The organism is Streptomyces sp. H51 (assembly GCF_035656535.1).
Lineage (GTDB): Bacteria > Actinomycetota > Actinomycetes > Streptomycetales > Streptomycetaceae > Streptomyces.
Genome location: NZ_JAYMHD010000048.1, coordinates 247,312 through 263,741, shown reverse-complemented (window position 1 = coordinate 263,741; position 16,430 = coordinate 247,312). Strand labels below are relative to the sequence as shown.

The following is a 16,430-nucleotide window of genomic DNA, read 5'->3' as shown; positions in this document are numbered from 1 at the left end:
CAGGCGCGCGTCACGACCGTCCCTGGTGTCAGGCGGGAAGGATGTTCTCCGCCTGCGGGCCCTTCTGGCCCTGCGTGACGTCGAAGGTCACCTTCTGGCCTTCCTGCAGCTCACGGAAGCCCTGGGTGGCGATGTTCGAGTAGTGGGCGAAGACGTCAGCGCCGCCGCCGTCCTGCTCGATGAAGCCGAAGCCCTTTTCCGAGTTGAACCACTTCACGGTACCGGTGGCCATGTCACATTCTCCTAAGGCAAGTGCTAGGGTGCCCGCACCTCGCGGGCCTCCTCATCGCTGTGATGATCACCTGCCCGAAAAATGGCAAGAATGGCAACCACGACTGCAACTGACGCCGAGCCTAGCACGGAACGAATCGGCGCCGCGGAAAATCACCGGCCGGGAAAACCGGCCACCAAGCCGGGCCCCCTTTTCCCCACCGGATTTTCTCCACTCCCGCGCCGTCAGGATTTTCCCGCCGCGGTTGCTCCGTCCGGCGGCCCGGCGGCGGCCGTGGTCCGCCCGCGGTGGGCCGGGTCCGGTGCGGCCGGCGGGTCCGGCTGGGCGGCACGGGCCAGGCCGCGCCGGTCGGGGTGGCTGCCCGGGGGGATGACGGCGCGTATCTCGACGTCGGCCACCAGGCCGCGCGTCGACACCACCCGCCACACCGAGGCCGCCAGCGCGTCGTCGCCGACGAAGGCGGGCGCCGTGCTGGCCGCTCCGGCGGCGCTCCGGTAACGCAGCCGCACCGGCTGCACGGGGACCCGGGCGTCCAGCGCGGCCTGGAAGGCGGCGCGGCGGAAGGGGCCCTGGGCGCGGCCGCACCAGGTGCTGCCCTCGGGGAACACCGCGATCGCCCGGCCGTCACGCAGCGCGTCCGCGATGCGGGCCACCGTGCCGGGCAGCGCACGCAGCCGGTCGCGTTCGATGAACAGGGCGCCCCGGGCGGCCAGCCGGCCCACGACCGGCCACCGCCGGATCTCCGCCTTGGCCAGCGTCCGGGCCGGGCGGACGGCGGCCAGCAGCGGGATGTCCAGCCACGAGATGTGGTTGGCGACCAGCAGCAGTCCGCCGGTGGGCGGGGCCGCGCCGGTGACCCGGACGCGGACTCCGGCGGCCCGCACGACGCACCGGCACCACCACCGCACCGGCCCGGCCGGCAGGTGCCCGCCGAGCGGCGACAGCACGACACCGGCGAGGACCAGGGCGAGCACCGCCGCGAGCCGCAGCACGGCCCGCCCCGCGGCCACCGGCCGCGCCGGCTCCAGGCACGCCCCGGGGGTGCAGGGCGCGCTGGGCAGCCAGACGCTCATCAGGCCGGGACGAGGGAGAGGAAGTGCCGCAGATAGCGCGGGTTGACCCGGCGCATCGGCAGCAGCACGTACAGGTCGGCGACCCCGAAGTCCGGGTCGTGCGCGGGCCGGCCGCACACCCAGGCGCCGAGGCGGAGGTAGCCGCGCAGCAGCGCCGGCAGCTCGGCCGGGGCGGCGGGCCGCGCCTCGTCCGGGATCCAGGGCAGCAGCGGCCGTACCCGGTACTCCTCGGGGGCGAGGTGCTTGGTGCGCACCCGGTCCCAGGTCGCGGAGGCGAGCGCGCCGCCGTCGGCGAGCGGGACGGAGCAGCAGCCGGCCAGCCAGTCGTGGCCGCGGTCGACCATGTAGCGGGCGATGCCGGCCCAGATGAGCCCGATGACGGCGCCGTCCCGGTGGCCGGGGTGCACGCAGGAGCGGCCCACCTCGACCAGGCCCGGCCGGATGGCGTCGAGCGCGCCGAGGTCGAACTCGCCCTCGGCGTAGAGGCGTCCGGCGACCGCGGCGCGCTCCGGGGGCAGCAGCCGGTAGGTGCCGACGACCTGCCCGGTCGTCTCCTCACGCACCAGCAGGTGGTCGCAGTAGGCGTCGAAGGGGTCGATGTCGAGGCCGGGCTCCGGGCCGGTGAGCAGGGCGCCCAGCTCCCCGGCGAACACCTCGTGCCGCAGCCGCTGCGCGGCGCGCACGTCGGACTCGTCGCGGGCGAGGGTGACGGTGTAGCGGGCGGGGGCCGCGGGCTGCGGGGGAAGGTCGAGTGCGGTGGCGGTCATGGCTGTCTCCTGGTCGCGGGCCGGGTCGGCGGGGCGGGGAGCAGACCCGGGGCGTGCGATCTGCCGCCCCTGTTCTTCCGAGGCCGGCTGACCTTCGCGTGACCGGCGCCAGGAGTGCCGGTGTGAGGTTGTTGAACGGCTCGCGCGGTGCCTGCGGCGACCGCCGCAGGGCGTCGGACGGCTCACGCGGAACCACCGGCGACCGCCGGACGTGCGAGACGGGGCCGGGGAGCACCACTCCCGGCCCCGCCCGTCCGCGCCCTCGGCGAACGTTCACTGTGTGGCTGCTAGCGCCTCGCCACCTTGCGGGTGGCGCGCAGCCACTCCTTGTTCATGCTGGTGATGGACATCAGCGGGATGCCCTTGGGGCAGGCGGTGGCGCACTCGCCGGTGAGCGTGCAACCGCCGAAGCCCTCCTCGTCCATCTGCGCGACCATGTCCAGCACCCGCGTCTCCCGCTCGGGCGCGCCCTGCGGCAGCACGTTCAGGTGGTTGATCTTGGCGGAGGTGAACAGCATCGCCGCGCCGTTGGGGCACGCGGCGACGCACGCCCCGCACCCGATGCACTCGGCGTGCTCGAAGGCGAAATCGGCGTCCGGCTTCGGCACCGGCGTCGAGTGCGCCTCCGGGGCGGAGCCGGTGGGCGCGGTGATGTAGCCGCCGGCCTGGATGATCCGGTCGAACGCCGAGCGGTCCACCACCAAGTCCTTGATCACCGGGAACGCGGACGCGCGCCAGGGCTCGATGTCGATGGTGTCGCCGTCCTTGAAGGACCGCATGTGCAGCTGGCAGGTCGTGGTGCGCTCCGGCCCGTGCGCGTCGCCGTTGATGACGAGCGAGCACGCGCCGCAGATGCCCTCGCGGCAGTCGTGGTCGAAGGCGACCGGGTCCTCGCCCTTGAGGATGAGCTCCTCGTTGAGCGTGTCGAGCATCTCCAGGAAGGACATGTCGGAGGAGATGCCGTCCACCTCGTACGTGGACATGGTGCCTTCCGCGTCGGCGTTCTTCTGCCGCCAGACGCGCAGGGTGAGCTTCATGCGTAGCTCCGCTGAGTGGGGTGGACGTACTCGAAGACCAGGTCTTCCTTGTGCAGGACGGGAGCGTCGCCGGTGCCGGTGAACTCCCAGGCGGCGGCGTAGGCGAACTCGTCGTCCCGGCGGGCGGCCTCGCCGTCCGGGGTCTGGGACTCCTCGCGGAAGTGGCCGCCGCAGGACTCGGCGCGGTGCAGCGCGTCGAGGCACATCAGCTCGGCCAGTTCCAGGTAGTCGACGATGCGGTTGGCCTTCTCCAGCGACTGGTTGAACTCCTCGCCGGTGCCCGGAACCTTGATGCGCCGCCAGAACTCCTCGCGGATCTGCGGGATGCGCTCCAGGGCCTTGCGCAGCCCGGCGTCGGTGCGCGCCATGCCGCAGAACTCCCACATGAGCTCGCCGACCTCGCGGTGGAAGGAGTCGGGGGTGCGGTCGCCGTCGACCGAGAGCAGCCGCGTCAGCCGGTCCTCGGTCTCCGCCAGTACCTCCCGCACGACCGGGTGTTCGTCGCTCACCTCGCCCTGGTGCGGGTTGCGGGCGAGGTAGTCGTTGATGGTCGCCGGCAGCACGAAGTAGCCGTCGGCCAGTCCCTGCATCAGGGCGGAGGCGCCCAGCCGGTTGGCGCCGTGGTCGGAGAAGTTGGCCTCGCCGATCGCGAACAGGCCGGGGACGGTGGTCTGCAGGTCGTAGTCGACCCACAGGCCGCCCATCGTGTAGTGCACGGCCGGGTAGATGCGCATCGGCACCCGGTACGGATCCTCGTCGGTGATCCGCTGGTACATGTCGAAGAGGTTGCCGTACTTCGCCTCGACGGCCTTGCGGCCCATGCGCTTGATGGCGTCGGCGAAGTCGAGGTAGACGCCCTGTCCGCCGGGGCCGACGCCCCTGCCCTCGTCGCAGACGTTCTTCGCGGCGCGGGAGGCGATGTCGCGCGGGACCAGGTTGCCGAAGGACGGGTAGATGCGCTCCAGGTAGTAGTCGCGCTCGTCCTCGGGGATCTGGTTCGGCGGCCGGGTGTCGCCCTTGGCCTTGGGCACCCAGATCCGGCCGTCGTTGCGCAGCGACTCGCTCATCAGCGTCAGCTTCGACTGGTGGTCGCCGGTGCGCGGGATGCAGGTCGGGTGGATCTGCGTGAAGCAGGGGTTGGCGAAGTACGCGCCGCGCCGGTGCGCCCGCCAGATGGCGGTGGCGTTGGAGTTCATGGCGTTCGTCGACAGGTAGAAGACGTTGCCGTAGCCACCGGACGCCAGGACCACGGCGTCCGCGAAGCAGGTGGAGATCCTGCCGGTGATCAGGTCCCGGGCGACGATGCCGCGCGCCCGGCCGTCGACGACGATCAGGTCGAGCATCTCGGTGCGCGGGTGCATCTCGACGTTCCCGGCCGCGATCTGCCGGCTGAGCGCCTGGTAGGCGCCGAGCAGGAGCTGCTGGCCCGTCTGGCCGCGGGCGTAGAAGGTGCGGGAGACCTGGACGCCGCCGAAGGAGCGGGTGTCGAGCAGGCCGCCGTACTCGCGGGCGAACGGCACGCCCTGTGCCACGCACTGGTCGATGATCTCGACGGAGATCTGCGCCAGTCGGTGGACGTTGGACTCGCGGGCCCGGAAGTCGCCGCCCTTGACCGTGTCGTAGAAGAGGCGGTGCACGGAGTCGCCGTCGTTGCGGTAGTTCTTCGCCGCGTTGATGCCGCCCTGCGCGGCGATGGAGTGGGCCCGGCGCGGGGAGTCCTGGTAGCAGAACTGGACGACGTGGTAGCCCTGTTCGGCGAGTGTGGCGCCCGCGGAACCGCCGGCCAGACCGGTGCCGACGACGATGACGGTGTGCTTGCGCCGGTTGGCGGGGTTGACCAGCTTGGCCTCGAAACGGCGCTTGTCCCAGCGCTCGTTGACCGGGCCGGACGGGGCCTTGGTGTCGGCGACCGGCTCACCGGTCGTGTAGGCGGTGTAGGTCATGTCAGCTCACCACTTCGGTCATGACACCCACGGGGACGGCGATGAAGCCTGCCGTGAGCAGCAGCGCGAGGACGTTCGCGACGGTCTTCAGGGCGCGGTCGCGGGCGCGGCTGCCGACGCCGAGGGTCTGGGCGGCGCTCCAGAGGCCGTGCCGGACGTGCAGGCCGAGCGCCAGCACCGCGACGATGTAGACGGCGTTGCCGTACCAGGTGGAGAAGGTGTCCACGACGTTCTGGTACGGGTGGCCCTCCTGGAAGCCGCCCGGGTGGGCGGTGCCGGTGGTCAGGTCGAGGATGTGCCAGACGATGAACAGGCCGAGGATGATCCCGCCCCAGCGCATCGTCCGCGTCGCGTAGCTCGCCCGCGGCCTGGAGTGCACGTACTTGCTGGGGCGCGCCTTGATGCCGCGGCGGCTGAGCTGGTACGCGGAGACCGCGTGCGCCACGACCGCGACGACCAGGACGACGCGGATCAGCCACAGCGTCCACTCGTAGTGCATGAACGGTTCGCCCACGGTGCGCAGCCAGTGCGCGTAGTGGTTGAACTCCTGCGGACCGAAGAAGATCTTCAGGTTGCCGATCACGTGGGCGACCAGGTACAGCAGCATGATCACGCCGCTGACGGCCATCACCGTCTTCTTGCCGACGGAGGAGTCCCACACGGTGCGTGCAATGGACGGCCGTCGGTCCGTCCGCGTTGCCAGAGCCATGAGTCCTGACGTTAGGACCGAAAGGCCCCATCGGTCCAAGACATGGTCCGCCTTGTTTCCATAGGCTGGAGCTATCGTACGAGTATGCAGCTCCAGCAACTCCAGTACTTCGTGGCCGTCGCCGAGACCCGGCACTTCACCCGGGCCGCCGAACTGGTGCACGTCGCCCAGCCGTCGCTGTCGCAGCAGATCAAGGCGCTGGAGCGGGAGCTGGGGGCCGATCTGTTCCTGCGGGCGCGCGGCAACATCAGCCTCACCGACGCAGGCGAGGCCCTGCTGCCGCTGGCCCGGCGGATCCTGGCCGACGCGGAGACGGCCCGCTACGAGGTGCAGGAGCTGGTGCAGCTGCGCGGCGGCCGGGTCCGGCTGGGCGCGACGCCGAGCCTGTGCACGGGCCTGCTGCCGGAGGTGCTGCGCGCGTTCCACGACCGCTACCCGGGCATCCGGCTGCTGATCGAGGAGGGCGGCTCGCACGACCTGGTGCGGGAGCTCGCCCGTGGCGCCCTCGACCTCGCCCTGGTGGTCCTGCCGCTGCCCACGCCGTCGCCCGCGCTGACGACGGTGGAGCTGCTGCGCGAGGACCTGGTGGTGGTCTCCTCGCCGGAGGCGCCGGCGCCCGGCGGTCCGGACCGGCGGACCGTGCGGGTCGCCGACCTGGAGGGCGAGCGCCTGGTGATGTTCCGGCACGGCTACGACCTGCGCGAACTGACCGTGGCCGCGTGCCGCGCCGAGGGGTTCGAGCCGGACTTCGCGGTGGAGGGCGGCGAGATGGACGCGGTCCTCGGCTTCGTGCGGGCGGGCCTGGGCGTGGCCGTCGTCCCCCGCATGGTCGCGGCCCGCTCGGGCCGCGGCCTGCGGGTCACTCCCCTGGCCCGCCCCGGCCTGCACCGCACCATCGCCCTGGCCCACCGCAGCGACGTGGCCCCGCCCCGGGCGGCACGCGAGCTGCAGCGGATGCTGCTGGAGCGGTGAGGCGACACCGGCCCGCGCGACACCGGCGCGCTCGCCGGCCTCCCGCTTCCTGCCGGCCTCCCGCTTCTCGCCGGCCTCCCGTTTCCTGCCGGACTACTGCTTCTTGAAGGAGCGGATCTGGTAGCTGCCCTGGAGGTTGCCCCCGCGTCCGGCGGGCGTCGATCCGACGCGCGCGTTGTAGTTGGTCTGCTTGTAGTACTGAACCCGGTGGCCGGTCCCGTTCCACACGGACAGCACCTTCCTGCCGCTGCGGATGAAGGAACACCGGTCGGCGGTGTTCGCGACCCTCTGCGCCGTCCACTGGCAGCGGCTGCCGCGGCCGCTCCAGCCGCTGTAGATGCAGAAGTGCCCCGGATCGCAGCGGAAGGCCGCGGCGCTCTCAACGGTCGCCGGGGCGGCCGGGACCGTGGCGGCGGCGGATGTGGCGGGAGCCGTGCCGAGGGAGGCCACGATGGCGAGCGCGGTGACGGCGAGTGCGGTGACACGGTGCATGGAGATCGTCCCCTTTCCATGGAATCCACGGGTTCCATGGAACCCGTCGATTCCGTCGATTCCGTTGATTCCGTCGGTGTCCCCGGGCGGCACCCGGGCGACAGTCGTCAGTCTCGTGCGCCGGAAACGGCGGACGTCAGGGCGTGCGCAGGGGCGCGGGAGGCACCCGCGGAGACCGCCGCCACCTCCCCCTCCGCCACACGAGCCGGGGCCTCCGGTCGCATCCGCGGCGGACCGCCCGCTCCCCCGAGGCGCCCGGCTCGCGCACCCGCCCCCCACGCGCCGCCCGCCCGCTCCGGTGCGCATGACGGAGCCGGCCCGGGGATCGATGGGCAGTGCGCGGCGTGAAGTCGCGGGGCCTCACCGGCGGTCGGCAGCGCACGGGACGGACACGCGCCGCCGACCGCGCAGGCCCCGTGCGCGTCCGCCCCGCAGGGCCCCGTGCGCCATGCGCCGTGCGCCATGCCCCGTGCCCCGTGCGCCATGCCCGTGCGCCGTGCGCCATGCGCCGTGCGCCATGCGCCGTCTTTCGCGCGGGCCCCGCGCGGCGTCAGCGGCGCGGAGGACCGGCGCGGAGGACCCGCGGCCCGTTCACGCGTCACCCGCGCGTGATCGCGTGCGGCCCCGGGCGTGGAGCGGTGCGGGGCGTGGCGTCAGCCCGTCGCGTCGACCAGGGCGAGCTCGTGCAGGCGGTCCGGGGGGCCCGGACGCGCGTAGTACCAGCCCTGTGCCGTGTCGCAGCCCAGAATCCGCAGCTGCTCGGCCTGGGCGCCGGTCTCCACGCCCTCCACGGTCACCGCGAGGTCCAGGCTGTGGGCGAGCGAGACGATCCCCTCGACGATCTTCAGGTCGACGGGGTCGGCGGGGAACTGCTGCATGCTCTGGGTGAAGGAGCGGTCCAGCTTGAGGACGCTCACCGGCAGCCGGCGCAGGTTGGCGAGGTTGGAGTAGCCGGTGCCGAAGTCGTCCAGGGCGATGTCGACGCCCATCTCCGCCAGCCGGCGCAGCGGTTTGAGCAGGTCGTCGTCGGCGCCGATGAGCGCGGACTCGGTGACCTCCAGGCACAGCGCGTGCGGTTCGACGCCGGCCCGTTCGAGGATGTCCACGGTGTCCTGGACCAGGCCGGGATGCGTGAGCTGGCACGGCGAGAGGTTGACGTTGACGCGCAACGGCCCCGCGGCTGCCCCCGCACCGCGCCGTTCGCGCCAGGCACGGGCCTGCCGGATGGACTGCTCCAGCACCCAGCGGCCGAGCGGCACGATCAGGCCCGTGTGTTCGGCGAGCGGGATGAAGCGGTCCGGGCCCAGGACACCGTGCTGCGGGTGCAGCCACCGCACCAGCGCCTCGGCACCGCGCACACTGCCGTCGCCGAGGTTCACCAGCGGCTGGTACTCGATGAAGAACTCGCCCCGGTCCAGGGCCGTCGGCAGCGCGGTGGTCAGCCCGTGCCGGGTGATGACGCGGGCGTCGGCCTCGGGGTCGGCGAGCTCGAAGCGGTTGCCGCCCGCCGACTTGGCCCGGTACATGGTGATGTCGGCGCTGCGCAGCACCTCCGCCGGGCTGCGCTCCCCCGCCGGGCCCTCGACGATGCCGATGCTGCCGCGCACGGTCAGCTCCCGGCCGTCGACGCTGATCGGGGCGATGAGGGCGTTCATGATGCGGGTGGCGAGCTCGTCGACCCCGCGTTCGGTGTCGGGGCCGGTGGTGAGCGCGACGAACTCGTCGCCGCCCAGCCGCGCGACCATCTCGCCGGGCGCGGTCGCGCACGCCTCCAGCCGGTCCGCCACCTCGACCAGCAGCCGGTCGCCGGCCGCGTGGCCGAGGCTGTCGTTGACGGTCTTGAAGCCGTCCAGATCGAGGTAGCACAGCCCGAACCGCTGGCCCTCGCCGGCGCCGAGCGCCTTCTCCAGGCGTTCGAAGAAGAAGGTGCGGTTGGGCAGGCCGGTGAGCGCGTCGTGCGTGGCCTCGTAGCGCAGGCGCAGGTTGAGCAGCCGCCGCTCGGTGGTGTCCTCCATGAGGGCGAGCTGGTACTGCGGGTTGCCGTCGGGGTCGCGCAGCAGGGAGACCGTCAGGTTCGTCCACAGAACCGTTCCGTCAGACCGGTTGAACGCCTTCTCCACGTGGTAGTGCTCGCGCTCGCCGCGCACGAGTTCCTGGTAGAGCCGCCAGGTCTGCGGCGCGTCCTCGGGGTGCGTCCACTCCGTCACGTTACGGCCGCGGAAGCCCTGCGGGGACTGGCCGAACATGCGCAGCAGCGCGCCGTTGACCTGCAGGATGTTGCCCTCCAGGTCGGCGATTCCGATCCCTATGGCGGCGCCTTCGAAGACCGCGCGGAACCGGGCCTCGCTGGCGTGCAGCGCCTGCGCCACCACGCCCTGCGCCGTCAGGGCGGCCGCGGAGATGGCCTCCTGCTCGGCCAGCGTCCGCTCGCGCAGCGCCTGCGCGAACCCGGCGGCCATGGCGTGCTGCAACCGCGCCGAGCGGGCCCGCATTTCCTCCCGGTCGCCGTCCTCGCCGCAGTACAGCACCAGGTAGGCGTCGACGCAGTCCAGGGTGCGGCTGAGGGCCTCCGGGTCGGTGCAGTGCGCGGTGACGAGGGCGGTGCCGACCGCCCTGCCCTGGTCCGCGTCGAAGGCCCGGGTGTGCAGGGCCTGGCTCAACCGCCGCGCCAGCGGCAGGAGCTGTTGCTCGAACTCGGGACGGGTCAGCGACGTGGAGGTCACCGGGAACACCGCCCGGCTCCATATCGTCGCGAACCGGCGCACTCTGCCCTCCGGGCCGTCCGGTTCCTCGATCACGCCGTACGCCCCACGCCCGCGAACCCGGAGAAGGCGAAGGGGTCCTCGTCCTCCGGCGCCGTCTCCGGCCGCCAGAGCGGCATCGGCACCAGTCCCGGCTCCACCATGTCGTACCCCTCGAAGAACCGCGCGATCTCGTCGCGCGAGCGCATGATCAGCGGGTTGCGGATGTCCTTGTACACATCCACGGTGCCCGCGGCCCGCTCCTCCGGGAGCGGTATTCCCTCGTACGAGGCGTGAGTGAGGATCAGCAGACTGCCCGGCGCGAGCGCGTCGCGCAGGTGGGCCACCGCCTCGTACGGGTCGTCCTCGTCTTCCACGAAGTGCAGTATGGCAACCAGAAGCAGCGCCACCGGGCGGTTCAGGTCGATCAGCCGCTGGACTTCGGGACTTTCGAGGATCTCCTCGGGCTTGCGCAGGTCGGCGGCGACGACGCCGCAGTCCTCGTTGCCCTGCAGCACCGCCTGGCTGTGGGCGACGGCGACCGGGTCGTGGTCGACGTAGACGACATGGGTGCCGGGAGCGGCCGCCTGGGCCACCTCGTGGACGTTGCCGAACGTCGGGATGCCGGACCCGATGTCGAGGAACTGGGTGATGCCCTCGGCCGCCGCGAAGCGCACCGCGCGGCGCATGAACGCCCGGTTGGCCTGCATGATCTTGGGGAGCCCCGGCAGGAACTCCATGGCCTTGCGGGCCGCTTCCCGGTCGACCTCGAAGTTGTGCGAACCGCCCAGGTAGTAGTCGTAGATTCGCGAAACGCTCGGCACCGAGATGTCGATGCTCCGTGGGGCCCAGGCGGGACGCTCCATCAATCTCTCCAGGCGTAGGCGATCCGGTGTTCGAAGTGAGGCTACTGATCGCCTGCCAACAGGGCGAGAGGAAACGGAAATCGACCGTCCGTTCCCGGTCACTGCCTGCGGCATGTGCCGAATTGGCATACCACACGGTCGCGACGAAGGATATCGGAGCCTTCCGCAAGATTCCGGTCCAGGAGGAAGCGATACCACCATGTCCGGGCATCAGCACAGCGGTCCGCCCCCTCCGTGCGGCGCGGAGGGGGCGGACGGTTCGGTCGGGCGCGCGGGCCGGGCGATCAGCCGTGGGGAGGCGACCGCTACTGCTTCGGCGCGCCGACCGGCTTTCCGTCGGGTGCGACGGCGTACCAGGTGCCGCCGATGCCCTGACCGTTGGTGTCCCCGGGGTTCTTGTCACCGGAGAAGGTGTAGACGGGCCAGCAGTTGATGGTCTGCTGCTTGACGCCGTCGGGCCGGGTGAAGCTCATCAGGCCCTTCTTCTGCACGCCCTTGGTGTCGTTCGCGGCCACCGGGCCGACCGCCGGCCACTTCTCCAGGCAGGAGCCGGTGCAGGCGGACACGGGCTTGGGCCAGGCCTCGTCCTTCATGAAGCGGTAGACCGTGTGACCGTTCTCGTCGACGACGATCTCACCGAGCTCGGGGTCGTTGCGGGTGGACAGTCCGGGCAGGGAGGCCGGCGTGGCCTTCCTGCCGTCCGGGGCCAGCGCGTACCACTTGCCGCCGACGCCCTGTCCGGCGATGTCCCCGGCCTTGGTGTCCTTCGCGTAGCGGTACGCGGGCCAGCCGCCGATGGTCAGCTGCTTGGTGCCGTCGGCCCGGGTGACCTCGCCGAGCAGCGACTTGTCGACCCCGGCGCCCGCGGTGGCGTCGTCCGCGGGCACGGGCGGCCAGGTCGTGGCACAGGCCCCGTCGCAGTTGGACTTGGGCGGCTCGGCGGTGTCCGCGTCGAAGCGGTAGAGGGTCAGGCCGGCGCCGTCGGTCAGCACCTTGCCCAGTTCCGGGTTCTGGGCGACGGACAGCTTGCCCGCGGCGGAGGTCTGGGTCGCGGAGTCCTGGCCGTCCGCGCCGTAGCCGTTGCCGGGGCTCGCGCCCGCGGCGGCGCCCACGCTTCCGTAGTCACCCGCCGCCGTGGCGCCCACGTTCTGGGTGCCCGCCGACGTGGCGTTTTCCTGACCGCACGCCGTCGTCAGCGCCAGAACGGCCGCAGCGCTTGCCACGAGTGAGGCGCTCCGCCAGGAGGTCTTCATCGTCAACTCCCCCAAATCACATGGGTGTTGCAGCGCCCTGCTGCGCCGCCGCACGACACTGGGTACGCACGGAGCACGCGGTTGTGTTCAACCGCGGCACGAATTTCTTTCCGGGATCCGTGAACCGGCGCGACATCCCGCGCAGGTGTCCAGGACGACGACATGCGGCCATGACCGTCGCCAAACCGGCACAGCCCGCGCGTCCCCCCTTCGGGTCAACCCTCCCGGCGCGGCCGCATGTGACACCGCGCGGCGGCTCATGCTCTCCGTCGTGCATCGACCCGAACCGTCCCGATCCGGCCGCGCCGCACGGACATTGGCGTCGGCGACGCTGATCTGGCTGCTGCTGGGCACCCCGGCCGGGGTCGCGGCCGCCGGCGCCTGCGCGTACGCGTCGACGGGGCCGGGCGGCGCCACCGCGGTGGCGGCCGCCGGAAGCGGTGCCTGGCCGACGGCCTGGCCGACGCTCCCGGCCTGCCCGAAACCCCCGCCGACGCCCCCGCCGGCCACCCCGAGCCCGACGCCGACACCCCCGCCGACCGCGATTCCGGCCCCGCCCCCGAAACCCCCGCCGGCTCCGCCGGTCCGGCCGACGCAGCCGCGGCCCCAGCCACCGCCCGTTCCTCCCGCTCCGCCCGCTCCCCCGCCGCCCGCGCCACTCGCACCCACCCCGCACCCGTCGGCACCCGCTCCGAGACCCGCCCCGCGGCCCTCGGCCACACCGGCCCCGCGCCCGTCCGCGGCCGCGGTGCGCTACCCCCGTCACCAGGCGCAGCCGCCCCGGCGGCCTCCCCGCCACCGCCGGTCGCCCGTCACCTACGTCCTGCTCATCACCGCACCCGCCGTGATCGCCGTCGCCGCGCTGCGGCCGCGCTGACCCCAGGAGGCACGTCTTGCCGGATTGGCTCGTTCTCACCCTCACGATGCCGGCCGCCTGCGTCGCGGTGGTCGCCGTCACCGTGCTGCGCCACCGCACCGCCGCCGACGACGAGGATCCCAGCGAGACCCCGGACGTCATCGAGTACATGACCATGTGGATCGGTGTGGTGTACGCCATCGTGCTGGGCCTGGCGATCGCCGGGGTGTGGGAGTCGCGCAGCGCCGCCCAGGACCATGTCCGCAGCGAGGCCGTCGCCCTGCACGAGATCTCCGAGCGCGTACGGGTGTACCCGGCCGGCGTCCGCGACCGCATCCGCGGCGATGTCGACGCCTACGTCGGGTACGTGGTCGGCACCGAGTGGAAGGCGATGGCGGACCACCACCGGGTCACCGCGCGCGGCACCGAACTGCTCGGCCGCGTCCGCCGGGACGTCACCGAATACCAGCCGGGGACGGACTTCGAGGCCCAGGCATACCAGCCCCTGGTCGACCAGGTCGCCGCGGCGGACGAGGCACGCAGCGCCCGCGCCGACTCGCAGGGGGCGACGATGCCGGGGGTGGTGTGGTTCGGGCTCATCGGCGGGGCCGTGGTCACCGTGGGGATGGTGTTCGCGCTGCAGATCCGCAGCACCGCCCGCGAACTGGTGCTGGCCGGGCTGTTCTCCGCCCTGATCGCCTTCCTGCTGTTCCTCATCTGGGACTTCGACGCGCCCTACAGCCGGGGCCTGCCCGCATCGGCCTCCCCCTTCCTGCGCCTCTTCCCGCACGTCACGGGCTGACGGGCCCGCCCCGGCGCACCGGCGCCCCACGGCAGCCACCCGCGCACCGGCCCCCGGGCGGGCACCCGGCCGGAGGCTCCGGCCGGACGCACCCGCCGGACGCACCGGACCCCCCGGACCCGCGAAGGGAAGCGGGGGTCCGGGGGGTCCGGTGCGCCGGAGGGTTCAGACCTGCCTCTCGGAGCGGCGGCGCATCCAGAACAGCCCGCCGCCGACGGCGGCGGCCGCCACCAGCCCACCGCCGATCGCCAGGTCGGTCGGCGTCGCCCCGCTGGAGCTGCTGCCGCCGAGGCCGCCGCGGACACCACCGATGACGGTGAAGGCGGCCGGGTTGGTCAGGGTCTTGCCGCCGCAGTTGACGGTGATGCTGTGCGATCCGGTCCTGGCGTTGTTGCTGATCGTCGCCGTACCCTTCGCGGTCGTGCCGTCGTCGTGAATGCTGGAGCCGTCACCGTGGACGCTCCTGCCGTCACCGCGGATGGGCGTCAGCGGGGTCGGTGAGAAGGCGTCCGAGGTGGCGGTGCCGCCGGTGGGGCAGCCGTCGACGGTGATGGTGAGCTGCCCGCCGCGGGCGATGACGCTGGGCAGGGCGACGATGTTCCTCGGGTTGATGTTCATGCCGTCCCGCGCGACCGCCGCCGGCGCGGCGACCCCGAGGGCGGCGACCACGGCGGCAGAAGCAGCCAGGGCACGAGTAGTACGCATGTGATCCTCCGCGGAAGGCGCCCCGGGGCCCGTCCCCGGTGTGTCGGCGAGAAAGCGCCTCCCGGAAATGACCCTCAGTTGCCGCGGGCGCGCCCGCATTTCGGGGATGGTCCGTCCTGGTGAGACAACACGCCGGGCGGTGACCGCGCAATCGGATATCAGCGCAGGTCACGGACCGTCAGAAAATTTCTTTACTCGGCAACTCGGATGGCTCACCGGGGAAGTACGGGGCCACCCGTTCGCTTCTCCCCCGTCGCCGGTTCCGTGCGGCGGACATAGCTTTCTCGTATGCGCGAATGACACGGCGACGGCCGCGTCGAGAGGGGAAGTCGAATGTCTGCGTTCGAGCTGGCCGAGGACGAGGAGGAGCTGCGGCCGAAGAAGCGGGCTCCCTGGGGCGTGATAGCGCTGGTTCTGCTGACCGGCCTGGCGCTCATCCGGAATGGTTCGGGGGAATTCGACATGGGTCCGCCGCAGCCCGCCTCGGCGGCAGCCGCGGACCGTCGTGTCCCCTCCGCCGCCCCCGCGTCGGTCCAGCCGTTGCCGTACTCCGCCCCCGACCGGGTGCGGATCCCGGCCATCCAGGTCGACGCGCCCGTCATGCCGGTCGGGCTCGACACGGACGGCTGGGTGGCGGCACCGCCGCCGGAGGACCCCAATCTGGCGGGCTGGTTCACCGGCGCCGTCACTCCCGGCGAAAAGGGCACCGCGGTCGTGGTCGGCCACGTCGACAACATGCAGGGCCCCGCCGTTTTCTACGGCCTGGGGGCCCTGAAGAAGGGAAATCACATCGAGGTCGCCCGCCAGGACGGGAAGACGGCCGTATTCGAGATCTACGGCGTCGAGGTCTTCGCGAAGAGCGACTTCCCCGGCGACCGCGTCTACGCCTCCAAGGGCACTCCGGAACTGCGGGTCATCACCTGCGGGGGCGGCTTTTCCAAGCAGAACGGATACGACGGCAATGTCGTCGTCTTCGCCCGCCTGGCCGAGGTCCGCTGAGCGTTCCCCGGGCCGGGCGGGCGGAATCGGGATCACACCGCGCGCCGTCGCGGCACGGTGATGTGATAGCCGGAATTCAGCAGGTACGGCAGATAGTCGCGCAGTGCGCGGACACTCTGCGAGCGGTCGCCCCCGGCGTCGTGCGAGAGCACCACGACGCCGGGGGCGGCGCCGTGCTCGACCCGGTCGACGATGGCGCGCGTGCCGGGGGTGGTCCAGTCGAGGGTGTCGATGCTCCAGGCGAGCGGCTCCATGCCCAGTTCGGCGCCGATCTGGAAGACCGCGCGGTTCCAGGCGCCGTAGGGCGCGCGGAACCAGGCAGGCCGTTCGCCGCAGGCGTCCTCGATGACGGCGCTGGTACGTTCCATCTCGGAGCGGATTCCGGCGCGGCTCAGCTGGGTCAGCTGGGCGTGCGACCAGGTGTGGTTGCCGATCACGTGACCGGCGTCCGCCATCCTGGCCAGCAGATCCTTGTTGTAGGAGACCATCTCCCCGCACACGAAGAACATCGCGTGCACGTCGTGCTCGGCCAGCGCGTCCAGGACGCGCGGCGTGTACCGGGGGTCGGGTCCGTCGTCGAAGGTCAGCACCATGGTGCGGCCGGGTCCGGGCAGACGCATGAACGGCTCGTGCCGCACCACGGTCGGGACGGGCGCGACGCGCGGCGGGCCGTATCCGGTCAGGGGTTGGAGGCGGTAGGCGGACGGCTTGAGCGCCTCGCGGGCCCCGCGCGACTGGGGGCCCGCCGGGCCGGCGACGGGTGCGGTGGACCCGGACGGTGATGCGCCTCCGCCGAGCGTGAGCACACCGGCCGTGCCGGCCGCGCCCAGCGCGGCGACTCCGCCTGCGAGCAACAGCCTTCGTCGGGTGAGCAATTGATCCTTCTTCATGACTCATCAGTCGACCGGCCGTAGCCGGGCGCACCCCACCTACACCGATGCGGCGGTAGGAAAGCACTCACCCGGCTCAAGTATTCGGGTCAT

Annotated in this window: 16 protein-coding genes; 4 read left to right on the top strand and 12 right to left on the bottom strand. The window is 72.3% G+C overall.

The genetic code is table 11. The features are described from left to right. Positions 1–28 precede the first annotated feature (28 nt). The 6 genes from VKA29_RS14755 to VKA29_RS14730 all read right to left on the bottom strand — a co-directional run bounded on the left by VKA29_RS14755 (position 29) and on the right by VKA29_RS14730 (position 5,725). Positions 29–232 (bottom strand): cold-shock protein, encoded by a 204-nt coding sequence (locus VKA29_RS14755; RefSeq protein WP_042152846.1) that lies wholly within the window; start codon positions 230–232, stop codon positions 29–31. A 224-nt stretch (positions 233–456) separates the two neighbouring features. Next, entirely contained in the window at positions 457–1,305 is an 849-nt protein-coding gene (locus VKA29_RS14750; RefSeq protein ID WP_324785981.1) for a lysophospholipid acyltransferase family protein, read from the bottom strand. Further along, on the bottom strand, positions 1,305–2,072 hold the full coding sequence (locus tag VKA29_RS14745; RefSeq protein ID WP_324785980.1) for a GNAT family N-acetyltransferase: 768 nt from the start codon (positions 2,070–2,072) through the stop codon (positions 1,305–1,307). The genes VKA29_RS14750 and VKA29_RS14745 overlap by 1 nt, the downstream gene beginning before the upstream one ends. A 287-nt stretch (positions 2,073–2,359) precedes the next feature. After that, positions 2,360–3,109 carry a succinate dehydrogenase/fumarate reductase iron-sulfur subunit gene (locus VKA29_RS14740; RefSeq protein ID WP_324785979.1) on the bottom strand — a complete coding sequence of 250 codons (750 nt, stop codon included), beginning with the start codon at positions 3,107–3,109 and terminating at the stop codon, positions 2,360–2,362. After that, entirely contained in the window at positions 3,106–5,052 is a 1,947-nt protein-coding gene (locus VKA29_RS14735; RefSeq protein WP_324785977.1) for a fumarate reductase/succinate dehydrogenase flavoprotein subunit, read from the bottom strand. Before VKA29_RS14735 ends, VKA29_RS14740 begins: the two co-directional genes overlap by 4 nt. A 1-nt stretch (position 5,053) precedes the next feature. Further along, the gene (locus VKA29_RS14730; protein ID WP_324786089.1) at positions 5,054–5,725 is read right to left on the bottom strand and encodes a succinate dehydrogenase; all 672 of its coding nucleotides are present in this window, start codon (positions 5,723–5,725) and stop codon (positions 5,054–5,056) included. 120 nt (positions 5,726–5,845) lie between these two features. Between VKA29_RS14730 and VKA29_RS14725 the strand changes: the two genes are divergently transcribed. Beyond that, positions 5,846–6,733 carry a LysR family transcriptional regulator gene (locus VKA29_RS14725; protein ID WP_324785976.1) on the top strand — a complete coding sequence of 296 codons (888 nt, stop codon included), beginning with the start codon at positions 5,846–5,848 and terminating at the stop codon, positions 6,731–6,733. 93 nt (positions 6,734–6,826) lie between these two features. Here the strand turns inward: VKA29_RS14725 and VKA29_RS14720 are convergent, their stop codons facing one another. The 4 genes from VKA29_RS14720 to VKA29_RS14705 form a co-directional block, all read right to left on the bottom strand. Next, positions 6,827–7,225 (bottom strand): peptidase inhibitor family I36 protein, encoded by a 399-nt coding sequence (locus tag VKA29_RS14720; RefSeq protein WP_324785974.1) that lies wholly within the window; start codon positions 7,223–7,225, stop codon positions 6,827–6,829. A gap of 653 nt (positions 7,226–7,878) precedes the next feature. Continuing rightward, positions 7,879–10,023 (bottom strand): putative bifunctional diguanylate cyclase/phosphodiesterase, encoded by a 2,145-nt coding sequence (locus tag VKA29_RS14715; RefSeq protein ID WP_324785973.1) that lies wholly within the window; start codon positions 10,021–10,023, stop codon positions 7,879–7,881. After that, the gene (locus VKA29_RS14710) at positions 10,020–10,832 is read right to left on the bottom strand and encodes an SAM-dependent methyltransferase (protein ID WP_324785972.1); all 813 of its coding nucleotides are present in this window, start codon (positions 10,830–10,832) and stop codon (positions 10,020–10,022) included. The genes VKA29_RS14715 and VKA29_RS14710 overlap by 4 nt, the downstream gene beginning before the upstream one ends. A 305-nt stretch (positions 10,833–11,137) precedes the next feature. After that, on the bottom strand, positions 11,138–12,085 hold the full coding sequence (locus VKA29_RS14705; protein WP_324785971.1) for an SCO0930 family lipoprotein: 948 nt from the start codon (positions 12,083–12,085) through the stop codon (positions 11,138–11,140). 748 nt (positions 12,086–12,833) lie between these two features. Here VKA29_RS14705 and VKA29_RS14700 point away from each other — a divergent pair. Together VKA29_RS14700 and VKA29_RS14695 are read left to right on the top strand one after the other, a co-directional pair. Continuing rightward, entirely contained in the window at positions 12,834–12,962 is a 129-nt protein-coding gene (locus tag VKA29_RS14700) for a hypothetical protein (RefSeq protein ID WP_324785970.1), read from the top strand. A 16-nt stretch (positions 12,963–12,978) separates the two neighbouring features. Next, a complete protein-coding gene (locus VKA29_RS14695) occupies positions 12,979–13,743 on the top strand; it encodes a hypothetical protein (RefSeq protein WP_324785969.1) in 765 nt (254 codons plus the stop codon). A gap of 165 nt (positions 13,744–13,908) precedes the next feature. Here the strand turns inward: VKA29_RS14695 and VKA29_RS14690 are convergent, their stop codons facing one another. After that, a complete protein-coding gene (locus VKA29_RS14690; RefSeq protein ID WP_324785968.1) occupies positions 13,909–14,448 on the bottom strand; it encodes a hypothetical protein in 540 nt (179 codons plus the stop codon). Between the two features lie 333 nt (positions 14,449–14,781). Between VKA29_RS14690 and VKA29_RS14685 the strand changes: the two genes are divergently transcribed. Then, positions 14,782–15,447, top strand: coding sequence for a class F sortase (locus VKA29_RS14685; RefSeq protein ID WP_324785967.1), 666 nt, complete (start codon positions 14,782–14,784; stop codon positions 15,445–15,447). 32 nt (positions 15,448–15,479) lie between these two features. Here the strand turns inward: VKA29_RS14685 and VKA29_RS14680 are convergent, their stop codons facing one another. Continuing rightward, on the bottom strand, positions 15,480–16,337 hold the full coding sequence (locus VKA29_RS14680) for a polysaccharide deacetylase family protein (protein ID WP_324785966.1): 858 nt from the start codon (positions 16,335–16,337) through the stop codon (positions 15,480–15,482). Positions 16,338–16,430: the final 93 nt, after the last annotated feature.